The organism is Natronomonas sp. CBA1123 (genome assembly GCF_009741925.1).
Classification (GTDB): Archaea; Halobacteriota; Halobacteria; order Halobacteriales; family Haloarculaceae; genus Natronomonas.
The window spans coordinates 18555-31978 of record NZ_WPCC01000017.1; the positions used below are offsets into that span (position 1 = coordinate 18555).

Genomic DNA, 13424 nt, shown 5'->3' on the forward strand with positions numbered 1-13424 from the left:
GAAGCCCCTATTTTCCCGCTTCTCGGAGTAGCGGTATGCTCAGAGTCGGCGCACACACCTCCATCGCGGGGGGCGTCTACAACGCGGTCGAGGAACAACTCGAATACGAGGGGAACTGCGGGCAGATTTTCACCCACTCCCCGCAGGTGTGGCAAGACCCGAACATCGGCGACGAGGAGGCCGAGCGGTTCCGCGACCTCACCCAAGACAACGGCGTCGCGCCGTGGATGATTCACACATCCTATCTCGTCAACCTCTGTACGCCGAAAGACGACCTCCGCGAGAAATCGCTGGACTCGATGCAGAAGGAGTGTGACGCCGCCGCGAAACTCGACGTTCCCTACGTCAACGTCCATCTGGGCGCCCACACCGGCGCCGGGGTCGACGGGGGACTGGACAACGCCGCCTCCGTGCTCGACGAACTCGACGTGCCCAACGGCGTGACGATTCTCATCGAATCCGACGCCGGCAGCGGGACGAAACTCGGCGGCACCTTCGAGGAACTCGCCGGCGTCTTAGACCGCAGCGAACAGGACCTCGATATCTGTCTGGACACCGCCCACATGTTCGCGGCCGGCTACGACCTCTCGACGCCCGAAGGCGTCGCCGAAACCTTCGACGAGTTCGACGCACAGGTCGGCCTCGAACACCTCGAGTACGTCCACCTCAACGATTCGAAACACGAGTGCGGGACGAACAAGGACGAACACGCCCACATCGGCGAGGGACTCATCGGCGAGGAAGGCATGCGCGCGTTCGTCAACCACGACGCCGTCGAAGACGTGCCGTTCGTTCTAGAGACCCCGACCGAGAACGGCAAGTCATTCGCGTGGAACATCCAGCGCGTCCGAGAGCTGTACGAGGCATAGCGCGGACCGACCACGTTTTAATCGACCATCCACTTGGAGCCACCAATGCGGCAGTTCTCCGCGGAGTACCTCCGCGAGACGCGGCGAGGGATGTGGGCGGAGAGCCGGGGGGCACTCGAACCGCTGGAACTCGGTTCCTGTGAGCGAATCCTCGACGTTGGCTGTGGCGAGGGTGCGCTGACCCGCGTCCTCCGCGAGGAATCCGACGCGAGGTGGTCGGCTGTGACCGCGACGCCGACCTGCTGGCCGAACTCGACGGCCCCGCTGTTCGGGGCGACGCCTACCGCCTGCCGTTCCCCGACGACACCTTCGACCTCGTCGTCTGTCAGGCGCTGCTCATCAACCTCCCCGACCCCGAGCGGGCGCTTCGGGAGTTCGCCCGCGTCGCTGACCAGCGGGTAGCAGCCATCGAACCCGACAACAGCGCCGTCTCGGTCGCCTCGACGGTCGACGCAGAAGGCGAGTTGGCCCGGCGGGCGCGACGGCGGTACCTCAGCGGTGTCGATACCGATGTAGCCCTGGGCGCCGACACCGCCGACCTCTTCGAGTCGGTCGGCCTTTCGGGGATTACGACGAGGCGATACGACCAGACGCTCGTGGTCGAACCGCCGTACAGCGACCGCGACGTGCGCGAAGTCGGCCGGAAGGCAAGCGGCGCCGGTCTCCGAGAGCGTCGGGAGACGATGGCCGGCACCGACGCCGAACTCGACGCGCTCAGAGCCGAGTGGCGCGAGATGGGTCGAGAGGCCGTCCGGCAAGTTCAGGCGGGGGAGTACCGACGCCGTGAAACCGTCCCCTTCTACGTCGTCGTCGGGTCGGTCTGATATCGGGTCAGCGGCCGGCGAACTCGGCGAGGAGACCGTCGAGGGCAGCGAGGTCGACGGCCGGAGCCGATACGTCTGCCGATGCTTCGGTGAGGCCGGTTCCGGTGGCGACGACGGCCACGTCGTCGTCTTCCGTGAAGACGCCGTCGGCGACCAACTGCTTCGCGCCCGCGAGAGCAACCGCGCCCGATGTCTCGACGCTCACGCCGGCCCCGGTCGCCAGTTGCCGCTGGGCGCTCCGGATGGCGTCGTCGTCGACCGAAAGAGCGGCCCCGCCGGTGTCCCGAACCGCACGCAACGCCCGTGTCCCGCTGGGCGGGTCGGCGTTGGCGATGGAGTAGGCAATCGTCTCGCCGCCCTCGACGGCCGACACCGTCTCTTCGTCGGCGGCGAAGGCCTCGGCGATTGGCGCACAGGCCGCCGCTTGGACGAGATGCAGCGCCGGCAGGTCATCGATTACGCCCGCGGCCCGGAGTTCTCCGAGGGCTTTCCAGACGCCGCTGGCGTGGCCGCCGCTGCTGACCGGCAGTACGATTCCGTCGGGCGTCGACGGCGCAAAGGCCTCACACAGCTCCAGCGCCGTCGTCTTCTGTCCCTCGACGCGGAGCGGCGAATCGGAGTTGACGAATCGGATTCCGTACTCCGAGCCGAGTTCCAGCGACCGCTCGTACAGTCGGCCGTAGTCGCCGCGAACCCGGAGTATCGTCGGGTCGAACTGCCCGATGACACCGAGCCGTTCGGGTGGGATATCGTCGGGCACGAGAACGACACACGGCCGGTCGAAGGCGGCAGCGAAGGCAGCGGTACTCATCGCCATGTTGCCGTGAGAAACCGTTCCGATAGCCTCGCTTTCGCCCAGTAGGCCCGCCTCCATCGCCGCCAACGCGAGGGCACTGCCCCGGTCCTTGAAACTCCCCGTCGGCTGTTGGCCCTCGAGTTTCAGGTGGACCGACGCGCCGACGAACGAATCGAGAGCGTCGTCGCGGAGCAGCGGCGTCCCGCCCGCAGCAGCCGCGAGACTCGGTGGACTGGGAAGCGAGGCCGGCAACAACGGTTCGTAGCGCCACAACCCGGGCGCGTCGACGATGTCGTCCCAGTCGAACGCATCGGGCGATGTGTCGAGCCACAACGGTTCGCCACAACCACACCGGCCGCTGCCGTCGCTACCCCGAGAGCCACAGTCGTAACAGATGTATCGAAGCGGCATCGGCTCCCGACGCCTCAGAGGTCGTCTTCGTGGCGCAGGGAGTTGCGGTTGACTTCCGACACCGAATCACGGCCGGCCAACCCCATCGTGAGGTCGAAGTCCGCGATGAGGTTCTCTAAGACGTGGTGGACGCCCGCCTGGCCGCCGAGCGCCAGTCCGTAGATGAACGGTCGGCCGATGAGGCAGGCGTCGGCGCCGAGCGCCAGCGCCTTGTACATGTCCGACCCGCGGCGGATGCCCGAGTCGAAGGTGATGGTGGCTTCGTCGCCGACCTCGTCGACGATGTCCGGCAGCGCCTCGATGGCAGTGATGGAGCCGTCGACCTGTCGGCCGCCGTGGGTGGAGACGCCGACGCCGTCGGCGCCGTGTTCGACCGCCAGTCGGGCGTCCTCGGGGTGGAGGACGCCCTTGATGAGCACCGGCAGGTCGGTGTTCTCGAAGACGAACTCGAGGTCGTCCCACGTCAGCGAGGAGTCGCCGAAGATGTCGAGGAAGTGGTCGACGGCGGCCTGTGGGTCCTCCTCCGGCGGGTCGTCGAGTTGGCTGCGGAACTCGGGGTCCGAGAAGTAGTTCGCGACGCCCTCGCCGTCGAGGAAGGGGTAGTAGCCGCGCTCGATGAGGCGTTCTCGCCACCCCAGCGTCGGTGCGTCGACGGTGACGACGATGGCGTCGTAGCCCGCGTCCTCGGCGCGGTTGAGGAACGAGCGGGCGATGTCTTCGTCCGACGACCAGTAGAACTGGAACCACTTCGGCGTGTCACCCAACTCATCGGCGACCTCCTCCATCGACGTCGAGGACAACGACGAGAGGATGAAGGGGACGTTCAGTTCGTCGCAGGCCGCCGCCGTCGCGAGTTCGGCGTCGTCGTGGACGAGCGACTGGACGCCGAGCGGCGTCACCATCGCGGGGTAGTCGATTTCCTGACCGAGAACCTCGATCGTCAAATCTCGGTCGGCGACGCCCTGCAGCATCCGCGGGACGATGCGCCACTCCGAGAAGTCCTGTTCCTTGCGGAACGTCTCCTCGGCGCCGGCGCCGCCGTGGATGTACGCACGCGCAGTGTCGTCCATCGCGTCGTGTGCGGCGTCCCGCAGATCCTCGTAACTGACCGGGAAATCGGGCGATTTCCCCTCATGCATTCCCTCGCGGTACACGCGGTTGACTTTCCGATTACCGAACTGCTCGGACATAGTAGGGCGGTTATCGCCCACCAGCAAAGAGTTGTGGGAGTCGGTATTCAGACTACGGACGGAGCGTCTTCGTCGGCATCCGAACGAAAGCCGTCTCGTATCCCTCGTGGCGGGCGAGTTGTGGCGGCGTCATCGTCTCGAAGGCGATTTCCTCCCCCACGGCGTCCACGGCGGCGCCGTAGTGGTAGCCAAGTTCGGGGTCCATCGTTCGCGTGAGTATCCGTTCGTCGAAACGTGAACCTCCCCGCCGCTGTCGCATTCGGAGCCCCATCATCGGCAGCGGAATCCGGTTGTACGGCGTATGTGCGAGGACGGTGAGATAGCGGTCGGTATCGAATCTAGCGGCGGCCTCGCCCGTGAGTCGAAGCACCGTCAACACCGCGTCGCTGGTTTGGACCGTTCCGAGCGTCTCACCTGGAAGGGCCGACGCCGGTGGCACCGTCGAGGCGGGCACCTCGTCGGTCGGCGACGGCGACAGCGCTCCGTGTCGGCCAGCGTCGTCGTACGTTTTGAAGGGCAGGGTCTCCCGGTCTTCGGGTCGGTAGTCGAACTCGAAATCGACGGTTTCACCCTCGTCGAAGCGACCCTCGAAGGCCCCGGTTTTCCGAAGCGGCATGCCGCCGACAGTAATCTCGACGGTGTAGGTATCCTCACCCGGCAACGCCACGTTGTCGCCGTAGTGGAACCCCATCCGCTGGGATATCATCGAGTAGACGACACCTTCGGTGACGATATCGCCGTCGCGACGAATCTCCGCGGTGACACCGGCCTCCGGTAGGACGGTTTTTGTCTCTGCATCCCACACCACGGCCATCAGGTGTACCGAGTCATCAGTTTCGACCGACCGGCGGTAGGTCGTCCGGCCATTGAGGTCCCAGAACCGACTCGGATAGCTGTAGAGAAGCCCGACGCCGTAGTCGCCGACTGTCGCCGTCTTGACGGTCCGCGCTCCGCTGGCGTGGGTTGGTCGATAGACAGCATCGGGACGGTCCGAGAGCGGTTCGGGTACCTGGATAGACCCACTCGAAAGCCCACCGAGGCATCCCGACCCGGAAGCGGTGACGGCCGTTGTGGCCGCCGCAAGGAACCCTCGTCGCAGCATACCCGAGGGTACTGACCGGTCCGCATACTTCCTTTGCCGTCATTGTAAGGCATAATATACTTCTACGGTCTGGAATAGCGATTCGTATGCATCGGCGAGCGTTCCTCGGAGCGTCGATTTCGGTCGTGTTCGGTGGCTGTATCGGTAGTGGCGACTCCGGACAAGCGACTACCTACAACGAAGGGTGGTTCGAGAACGTCGACAACTACGACGGCGAGGTCGACCGAACAGACACATCGACGGTCACAGTCGCAGTCGGCGGTAGCGACGACGGATTGGCCTTCGAACCGGCGGCGATACGCGTCACGCCGGGGACGACCGTCGTCTGGGAGTGGACGGGGCGTGGCGGCCGACACAACGTCGTGGCGGCCGATGAGACCTTCAAAAGCGAGTTCCACGACGAAGGTGGCACGACCTTCGAGTACGATTTTGACACTCCCGGCGTGTACCAGTATTACTGTGAACCCCACGAGGAATTGGGCATGAAGGGCGGCGTTCGCGTGGTCGAGGAGTAAGACATCGGTCGACAGAGCCGTCGATTCACGGTATTTTATTCTGGTCCGTACATCGAAGGCAGTAGTATTATACCGGGGCACCGGGGGTTGTGGGGGTGTAATGACGCTCAACCGGCGAAAACTGCTCAAAACGGTCGGAGCGGTCGGTGGCGGGGGTTTCGGACTCGCCGCGACGACCGCGACCGGCCAAGAGGGTTCATCCTCGAAGTTCCCCGCGCCGCAACCACCGCGGGATGACCCCGACCCCTACGAGGGATACACCACCCATCGTGTCCCCGAGGAGTACGAATCGATTCAGGCGGCGGTAAACGCCGCTGAACCAGAGGACCTCGTCCTCGTCGGCCCGGGTGTGTACAACGAGGCGGTGACGATACCCGACACCCCAAAGTTGACCATCCGCGGTACGGACCGGAACGAGGTCATCCTCGACGGGGAGTTCGAACGGCAGGACGGCATCCTTGCGACAGTCGACGATGTCGTCGTCGAGAACATGACCGCACGCCACTACCAGCGAAACGGGTTCTTTTGGTCGGGCGTGACCGGGTGGCGAGGGTCCTACCTCACCGCCCACAACAACAAGGTGTACGGGATCTACAACATCGACTCCCAGCACGGCCGCTACGACCACTGTTATGCCTCCGGTCACACCGACGGCGGCTTCTACCTCGGACAGTGTAAGCCGTGTTACGCCCGGCTGGAGAACTGCCGTTCGGAGAACAACGGCCTCGGATACTCGGGGACGAACGCCGGCGGTTACCTCACCATCGCGGATTCGGAGTTCCGCCACAACATGGGAGGCATCGTTCCGAACTCCTTGGACAGTGAACTCGACCCGCCGCAGGATTCTGCCCGCATCGAGAACAACCTCATTGAGGCCAACAACAACGACAACGCGCCGTCGTTCGGCTACACCTACGGCGCCTTCGGCACCGGCATCAACATCGCCGGTGGAATCAACAACGAAGTCCTCAACAACACGGTTCGAGACCACGCCAACTTCGGCATCGTCGCCGGCATCTCGAAAGACGAGAATATCTATGAACCGGCGGGCAACCGCATCGAAGACAACGTCGTCAAGAACTCCGGTCGGGCCGATCTCGCGGAAGGTGCGCCCTCCGGAGGCGGAAACGTCTTCCGGAACAACGAGTACGACACCGCGCGTCCGGCAGGTCTCGACGGCGGGAACAGAATACTCGACGGCGGCGACCCGTGGGTGTCTATGGTGTCGCTGAAGTTGTTCATGCAGATGCAGGCCGACGAGAACCCACAGGGGGACTGGAAGACTGCTCCGGAACCGCCGTTCGACGAGCTCGAATCGATGCCCGACCCACAACGACCGCCAAGGAGGGCGGTCCCGAGGTAACCATGGCGACGAGCGATTCATCCCTGCCACTGTTCGACCACACCCACGACACCGCAACGACGGCGCTGGCAGTTGCTGCTGCCGCCGTGACGGCGTTCTACGCCGCGTGGTTGACAGCGGACCTCCTCCCCCGGACAGTCGTGTTCGGCGTCGTAGCGCTCACAGTGGGGTTCCTGTTGTACCGTCGCCCAGATAGGCGGGCGGTCGCAGCCAGCGGACTCTATGCCGTAGCGATACTGCTCGCCGCAACTCCGATAGCGCTGAACGCGACCGTCCTCGCGACTGCGGACATGACCGGCATTACGGACCCGTGGGCCCGTATCCTCACGGTGACGGACCTGAAGATACTCCTTGGGTTCCTCGTCGTCGCCGCGGTGCCCGCGGCTATCGGCTACTACCTGAACAACGCGGCCAGTGTGCGCCGCCGACTTTCCGCACTTAGAGAACGATGAGAGACACCATACTCCCCACGATTCTTGCGCTCCTGCTCGCAACGTCCGCAATCGGTGCCGCCATCGCGTTCCCCGTCGCTGCGGATGGGACCTACGAGGACGGCTACTACGCGAACAACGACTACTACGACTCCAACGAGTATACCGAAACGATTCAGAGCGCATTTTACGGCATTCCGAACGACAGCCACGAGCCCGGTAACACTGAGGCGACGTTCCACAGTTACACCGTACCGGGCGAGAAGATAGACGAACCGTTCAACGTCCACTACTACAGTTACCGGACCACGCTCCCGACGGCCAACTGCGGGACCGGCGACATCGTCGGTGCGGGCATCGACCGTGGCAACAATCGGACCGGAACGACCACAGACATCTCGCTGGTCAACGCTTTCCAGAACCAGCGGTTCACTACAAACAACGAGTCCGCCGACGAAGAGCCGCCAATGCAACCCCGCGGAGAACGGGTTGCACCAGACGGCTGGGACCACCGCGAGAAGTTGACTTTCGAGTTCGCACAGGAGTCGGACGGCGCCTTGGCCTCCGACCCGGTCCGCATCAACCCAGACGACGAAGTCATCCTCGGGTTGAAAGACTGCAACGACTTCCCTAACGTTGAAGGCTGGTACCGGGCCTGGATTTTCGTCAACGGGACGGGCGTCGAATCGGGCGAGGAAGTCGAATTCTTCGCGTTCACCAATTGGGTGTACATCTGCAGCGACTGTGAGAGTCGAGCCGATGCCCGAGAGAAGTTCGGCCCACCGGGCGGTGACGGCCCCGGTTCCACGGCGACGCCCGAGACGACTGCGACACCGGAATCCACCACAACGCCACAGACCACAACAGCGACGCCGGACCCCACAACACCCCAAACGACCGCCACACCTGAACCGACTGACGCCGCGACGCCGGACCCCACCGCAACATCCCAGACAACAGCGACGCCAGAACCGGCCGGCACGGCGACATCAAAGTCTACGGCCGGAGTCGGTCCGACTCCGACATCCGGAGGGGGCCCCGGATTCGGCGTCGGCCTCGCAGTCGTCGCACTGCTTATTGGTGCGGCGCTCCGGACCAGACGAAACTGAAGTAGACAGTCGTTTCTTTTTCGCCGGTTCAACGGGAAGTTGGCAGTCGGTTCGCCGAGAAGCTAGCGGTGAGTCGATACCGGGGACAGTTACTGGCCGCCGTCAAGTCGCGCTTCGGGGTCGGTCGCGAGCCACCGCCCAGCGCGGACGGCCGCCGGTACCAAACCCGTCGGCCGGAAGACGATGACGAGGAGTGCGATGGCGAGAAGGGGAGCAGGCATCAGCGACGCGAGGGTTTCGCCGACCAACGGGATAGCGACGACACCACCGAAACTGTCGATAAGGAAACTCATCACGACGAAGAAAACGGCGCCGACAGCGGCGCCGACGATGGTCCCCATCCCGCCAAGGATGGACATCATCACGATGTTGATAGCGAGAGCCACGTCGAGTATCTGTTGTGGGTTCAGAGGGTTCCCGATCGAAGTATGGACGAACATCGCACCCGCGAGGCCGCCGACGGCACCGCTGAGGACGAACGCGAACAGTTTGAATTTCGCCGTGTCGATGCCGACGGCCTCAACTGCGTCTTCGTTTTCACGGATGGCCGTGAGAATTTCGCCGGTGTTGGCCCGCGTAACGAGAAACAGGACCGCGAAGACGACGAAGAACAAGACGACGGCGAGGTAGTAATCGATGATGACCTGCCACGGGAACGACGGAACGGTAAGGACGGCGGCGGTCGTCGTCCCGACCAGCGGGTCGTTCTGTGCGACGAAGCCGTTGATACCGCCAAGACCGCTCGGGGCGATGTAAGGAAGGTTGTTGTTGAAGAGAATAACGAGTTGCAGGAGAATAATCGGCGAAATAAGAGTGACAAGCGAGAGATACGGGCCCCGAATTCTGAGGGCAGGATAGCCGATGAGCAGGCCCCCGAGAGCGGCGACCACGACGCCGGACGGAATCGAGAGTATCGGCGAGACGCCGTGTTGGAGATTTAACACCGTGGACGTGTAGCCGCCGAGGCCGAAAAACACCGTGTGCCCGAGGCTTATCTGACCCGTGTAGCCGGAGACGATGTCCCACGACATCGCGAACACCATCAGGTACACCGGGAGGATGAGCGCGGACAACTGAAAGGCAGTCAGGCCGACCGGAACCGCCAACAACGCCACAGCGCCGAGTGCCCCGACCAGATACCGGGTCGGTATCTCGCCGAAACGTACGGTGGTGAAAGTCGGCGCCGGAATACGGGGAATGTGATGCGCCAGCAGGCGTTCGGTTCGGCGGGCCGCGGCGTTCGTGGCGTCGGAGCCGGAGCGAATCCCCTCTCGAAGGCGACGGTCGGCATCACCGACCGGCAGCGATTCCGACTGATTTCGAACCGGTGTGAACAAACTCCCGACAGCGCGTTGAATCGCCAACAGCGCCAACCCGATTCGTCGTTCGACCGTTTCGACCGCTGCCCCGAGGACCGAGAACCCCCCCAGAACCGCGAGATGGAGTTCGTCAAGCGACTCCCGAACGGGTGTCGGGAGCACTCCAGCAGACCCCTCGGAGTCCGTCGAAGTTCGCTCGCTCGCTTTGGACATCGTTGAGTGGCAGTGCGACCCCCAACACATAATTCTTTTGAATATTTAAACACCTATCCGCTGTAATATCGGTTTCAGAGGCCCAGATATGTCGTTGTCAACTAAGCATATTTTTTATATAAAATATCCGAGTTCGTTTATAAAAGAGTTCAAAACAAGGGCTAGTCTTTTATAAGATAAAAACCCCCGTATATCTCCGGATATCGATTCAGTAGCTATCTTAGAGCTTCTGCGCCGACATCGTATTAACAGACAAATATTTCCTATTGGTAATCTTTTAATATGGGTTGTTAGAAAGCACAGGCAGCCAGATGACAGCTGGAAACATGGACACCCACACCGGGCGGCGTCGGTTCCTGCAATACGCGGGCGCGGGGACGGTGTCGGCACTCGCTGGCTGCCAGAGTCTCGGTGAGAACACGGCCCCGCGTGGGTCCCAAGGGACGGTAACCGGGAATCCGGCGGCACCGTCGTTTACCGTCGGCGTAATGCGGACCGACTTCGGGGCCGACGTGGCGAAGTCCGCACGGATAGCCATCGATGAGTTGAACGGAAGCGGTGCAGTGGACGGCACTGTCGAACTGACGACGGCCGGTGGGTCGGCCAGTCCCAGTGGCGAGGAGACGGCCTATCGGCGGCTCATGAGCCAGGGGGCTGACGTGACCATCGGCGGACTCTACCCACGAGGGTTCCTGCCGGCGGTTTCGGAAAACGAGAAACTACATCTCACCTCAGTGTCGCCGTGGCCACTCCCGGCCAGACTCATCAGTCGGGAGACCAGTCCCATCGGTGGTGACCCCCAACAAGAGTACGAGAAGTACAAGTACTTCTTCCGGGTCGGGCCTTTGAACCTCATTGACCTTCAGCGGGCGCAAGTCCAACTCATCGAGAAATACAATGACCAGTTGGGGTGGGACCGCGTCGGCATCATCGTCGAGAACCTCAACATCGGCGCCGAGGAACGCCTGCGGGCACTGGAAGACGCCATGTCGGAGTTCGTCGAAGTACCAGTCGCCGAGGTTGTCTCGGGGTCCGTCAACGATTGGACCCCGATTTACGACCGGATGGAATCTGCGGGCGTCGACCTCGCCGCCGTCTTCCTCGTCATCTCGGCCACCGTCGCCAACGAACAGTGGGCCGACCAACAGCGGAACTTCGAGATGGGTGGTATCCACCTCCCCGCGATGCAGTTGGGCTACTGGGAGGATGTCAATGGCGCCGCCGAGTCGCTGTGGACGATGAATGCCGCGACGCCACAGACTGAGAACACACCACAGACTCAACCATACCTCAAGGAGTACCGGAACCGCTTCGGAGGAAGCCCCGCCTATCCGGGGCCGCTGTCATACGACGCCGTGAAGGTGTACGCACACGCCGTCGGCGAAGTCGGTAGCACCGACCCGGAGAAATTGATACCGTTTCTCGAAGAGGATTGTGCCTTCACCGGCGGATCGTTCATGCCCGAACTCGGCTTCCGGGGCCCCGACACCGAGTTCGCACACGACCCGGAGTGGAGCAGCATCGAGGAATCCGGCGTCCCCATCTTCCAGCAGTGGCAAAGCGGCGAAGACGGCGGCGTCATGGAAGCGTTCGCGCCGGAGCGAAACAAGACCGCGGAGTACGTCAAACCACCATGGATGCGATGAACAACGGCGAGGAGGTGGGTTATGCCCGTTGACCTCGTGAAGTTCGTCATCAACGCCGCAGCCATCAGTTCGCTGTACCTGCTGGTCGCCATTGGCTTTACGCTCATCTTCGGCGTCGGCGAAGTGCTGAACTTCGCACACGGCGCGTTGTTGACTGTCGGCGCCTACACCTCCTATCACGCTGTCAACGCGTGGGGGATGGGCCTGTGGGCCGCACTCGCGTTGTCGGCCGTCGTCTCCGGCGTCCTCGGTGCAGTCCTCTATCGCGGCGTCGTCCAGTACATTCGCGACCAACCGGTCGTCACGATTATCGTCACGATAATCCTCGGATTCGCAATAGAGGCGGTCCTCGGGGCTGTCTTCGGCGGGGGAACTATCACGCTCAGTTCCCCGGTCCCCGGCGGGGTCGAGGTGCTCGGACGCGAGGTGCAGACACACTTCGTGTTCGTCTTCGTCCTCTCGTGGACCGTCGTCGTGTTGTTGGTCTCCTACATCAACCACACACCAACCGGCAAAGCCGTCCAAGCGACGAACATGAGCAAGCGGGGGGCCTCGCTCGTCGGCATCGATGCCGACAACGTCAATACGTACGTTTGGGCTGTCGCCGCCGCCCTCGCCGGCGTCGCCGGCGTCTTGCTGTTGGCGTTCCAAACCGGTAGTCCTTCGATGGGACTGGACCCGATGGTGCTGTCGTTCTCCATCGTCGTGTTGGGCGGCCTGGGGTCGCTCCGCGGGAGCATCGTCGGTGCCTACATTATCGGCTTCCTCGACACCGCGATGACGACGCTCATCGCGCCGTCGCTGACCGGACTGGCCGGATTAGTGATGCTCGTTGTCGTCCTGCTCGTTCGTCCGCAGGGGCTGTTCGGCCGCTCGACGTCGAGTTAAGGCAAGGTCCGCCGGTCGAGCCGTTCGACGGTCCGGTCTGCGACCGTCTTGAGGTTGACCGCGTCCTCGCGGTTATACGAGACGAGCGTCTCCAGCGAGCCGTCGACACCGCGTTCGTGTTCCCGCCACAGCCGAACCGCGTCCTTTCCGGAGATGTCGGGTCGGTCCCGCTCGACGCCGACCTCGGGTTCGATGGCCTTCAGCCCGCCCGACAGTCCCACGCGCTTGCAGGGGTACATCAAGTCGAGATGCGGAATGTCGATAGAGAGGTCGAAGGACTCCTCGAGGAACGGCACGTCGAAGCGCGCGCCGTTGAACGTGACGAGCAGCGGCGAGTCGAGTAGCGCCTGAAGGTTCTCCCGAGTGAGGTCGTCGCCGGAGACGAGCGTCTCGGTGTCGCCGCCCTGATGGAAACTGACACAGGTCACCTCGTTTCGGGAGTGGTCCAGTCCCGTCGTCTCGATGTCGAAGAAACACGCTTCATCGCGGAAGTTCTCGTACAGTCGCCACCGCTCGCTGGAGGGCAACTGCTGAGCGAAAAAGTCCGAATCGCCCGAATCGAGGCGCGGACGGGCGGTGTCGATGAACGATTCGATGCGGTCGGCGGTCGTCGACCCGCACAGCGAGGGGTCGAACTCCGACCACGTCCGGGCGCCGCGCTCCCAGAGGTTTCGCTCGGTCGTCTCTCCCACCCCGTCGACGGCGATGTAGGTGTTCTCCAGTCGCACGCCAGTTCCTCCGTCGTCAG

General features: G+C 63.2%; 12 protein-coding genes and 1 pseudogene. 8 read left to right on the top strand and 5 right to left on the bottom strand.

Annotated features, from left to right (window positions below):
* Positions 1–35 precede the first annotated feature (35 nt).
* A complete protein-coding gene (locus tag GJ631_RS09465) occupies positions 36–869 on the top strand; it encodes a deoxyribonuclease IV (protein ID WP_156708918.1) in 834 nt (277 codons plus the stop codon).
* 45 nt (positions 870–914) lie between these two features.
* Positions 915–1693, top strand: a pseudogene (locus GJ631_RS09470) (class I SAM-dependent methyltransferase).
* Between the two features lie 7 nt (positions 1694–1700).
* Here the strand turns inward: GJ631_RS09470 and GJ631_RS09475 are convergent.
* Genes GJ631_RS09475 through GJ631_RS09485 form a run of 3 tightly spaced genes read right to left on the bottom strand, consistent with a single transcriptional unit; the run spans position 1701 to position 5192 of the window.
* The gene (locus GJ631_RS09475) at positions 1701–2900 is read right to left on the bottom strand and encodes a pyridoxal-phosphate dependent enzyme (protein ID WP_156708919.1); all 1200 of its coding nucleotides are present in this window, start codon (positions 2898–2900) and stop codon (positions 1701–1703) included.
* A 14-nt stretch (positions 2901–2914) separates the two neighbouring features.
* Entirely contained in the window at positions 2915–4090 is a 1176-nt protein-coding gene (locus tag GJ631_RS09480) for a lactate 2-monooxygenase (RefSeq protein WP_156708920.1), read from the bottom strand.
* A gap of 52 nt (positions 4091–4142) precedes the next feature.
* Positions 4143–5192: an iron transporter gene (locus GJ631_RS09485; protein WP_156708921.1), complete on the bottom strand. Its 1050-nt coding sequence runs from the start codon at positions 5190–5192 to the stop codon at positions 4143–4145.
* A gap of 86 nt (positions 5193–5278) precedes the next feature.
* On the opposite strand from GJ631_RS09485, the gene GJ631_RS09490 reads away from it, so the two are divergent.
* The 4 genes from GJ631_RS09490 (at position 5279) to GJ631_RS18555 (ending at position 8610) form a co-directional block, all read left to right on the top strand.
* Positions 5279–5707 carry a halocyanin domain-containing protein gene (locus GJ631_RS09490; RefSeq protein WP_156708922.1) on the top strand — a complete coding sequence of 143 codons (429 nt, stop codon included), beginning with the start codon at positions 5279–5281 and terminating at the stop codon, positions 5705–5707.
* 100 nt (positions 5708–5807) lie between these two features.
* Complete coding sequence (locus GJ631_RS09495) at positions 5808–7070, top strand: right-handed parallel beta-helix repeat-containing protein (RefSeq protein WP_156708923.1); 1263 nt, start codon at positions 5808–5810, stop codon at positions 7068–7070.
* A gap of 2 nt (positions 7071–7072) precedes the next feature.
* A complete protein-coding gene (locus GJ631_RS09500) occupies positions 7073–7522 on the top strand; it encodes a hypothetical protein (protein WP_156708924.1) in 450 nt (149 codons plus the stop codon).
* Positions 7519–8610 carry a PGF-CTERM sorting domain-containing protein gene (locus tag GJ631_RS18555; protein WP_197424956.1) on the top strand — a complete coding sequence of 364 codons (1092 nt, stop codon included), beginning with the start codon at positions 7519–7521 and terminating at the stop codon, positions 8608–8610. Before GJ631_RS09500 ends, GJ631_RS18555 begins: the two co-directional genes overlap by 4 nt.
* Before the next feature lie 89 nt (positions 8611–8699).
* On the opposite strand, the gene GJ631_RS09510 is transcribed toward GJ631_RS18555, so the two are convergent.
* Positions 8700–10142 (bottom strand): branched-chain amino acid ABC transporter permease, encoded by a 1443-nt coding sequence (locus GJ631_RS09510; RefSeq protein WP_197424958.1) that lies wholly within the window; start codon positions 10140–10142, stop codon positions 8700–8702.
* A gap of 311 nt (positions 10143–10453) precedes the next feature.
* Here GJ631_RS09510 and GJ631_RS09515 point away from each other — a divergent pair, with 311 nt between their 5' ends.
* Both GJ631_RS09515 and GJ631_RS09520 read left to right on the top strand, forming a co-directional pair.
* A complete protein-coding gene (locus GJ631_RS09515) occupies positions 10454–11788 on the top strand; it encodes an ABC transporter substrate-binding protein (protein WP_156708926.1) in 1335 nt (444 codons plus the stop codon).
* Between the two features lie 21 nt (positions 11789–11809).
* On the top strand, positions 11810–12676 hold the full coding sequence (locus GJ631_RS09520) for a branched-chain amino acid ABC transporter permease (protein WP_156708927.1): 867 nt from the start codon (positions 11810–11812) through the stop codon (positions 12674–12676).
* Here GJ631_RS09520 and GJ631_RS09525 read toward each other — a convergent pair.
* The gene (locus tag GJ631_RS09525) at positions 12673–13404 is read right to left on the bottom strand and encodes a ribonuclease H-like domain-containing protein (protein WP_370518621.1); all 732 of its coding nucleotides are present in this window, start codon (positions 13402–13404) and stop codon (positions 12673–12675) included. The two genes, GJ631_RS09520 and GJ631_RS09525, sit on opposite strands and share 4 nt — an antisense overlap.
* Positions 13405–13424: the final 20 nt, after the last annotated feature.

Coding starts and splice junctions, on each gene's coding strand:
- GJ631_RS09480 (WP_156708920.1), bottom strand. CDS start 4,090: ATGTCCGAGCAGTTCGGTAATCGGAAAGTCAACCGCGTGTACCGCGAG.
- GJ631_RS09485 (WP_156708921.1), bottom strand. CDS start 5,192: ATGCTGCGACGAGGGTTCCTTGCGGCGGCCACAACGGCCGTCACCGCT.
- GJ631_RS09490 (WP_156708922.1), top strand. CDS start 5,279: ATGCATCGGCGAGCGTTCCTCGGAGCGTCGATTTCGGTCGTGTTCGGT.
- GJ631_RS09495 (WP_156708923.1), top strand. CDS start 5,808: ATGACGCTCAACCGGCGAAAACTGCTCAAAACGGTCGGAGCGGTCGGT.
- GJ631_RS09465 (WP_156708918.1), top strand. CDS start 36: ATGCTCAGAGTCGGCGCACACACCTCCATCGCGGGGGGCGTCTACAAC.
- GJ631_RS09510 (WP_197424958.1), bottom strand. CDS start 10,142: ATGTCCAAAGCGAGCGAGCGAACTTCGACGGACTCCGAGGGGTCTGCT.
- GJ631_RS09475 (WP_156708919.1), bottom strand. CDS start 2,900: ATGCCGCTTCGATACATCTGTTACGACTGTGGCTCTCGGGGTAGCGAC.
- GJ631_RS09515 (WP_156708926.1), top strand. CDS start 10,454: ATGACAGCTGGAAACATGGACACCCACACCGGGCGGCGTCGGTTCCTG.
- GJ631_RS09520 (WP_156708927.1), top strand. CDS start 11,810: ATGCCCGTTGACCTCGTGAAGTTCGTCATCAACGCCGCAGCCATCAGT.
- GJ631_RS18555 (WP_197424956.1), top strand. CDS start 7,519: ATGAGAGACACCATACTCCCCACGATTCTTGCGCTCCTGCTCGCAACG.
- GJ631_RS09500 (WP_156708924.1), top strand. CDS start 7,073: ATGGCGACGAGCGATTCATCCCTGCCACTGTTCGACCACACCCACGAC.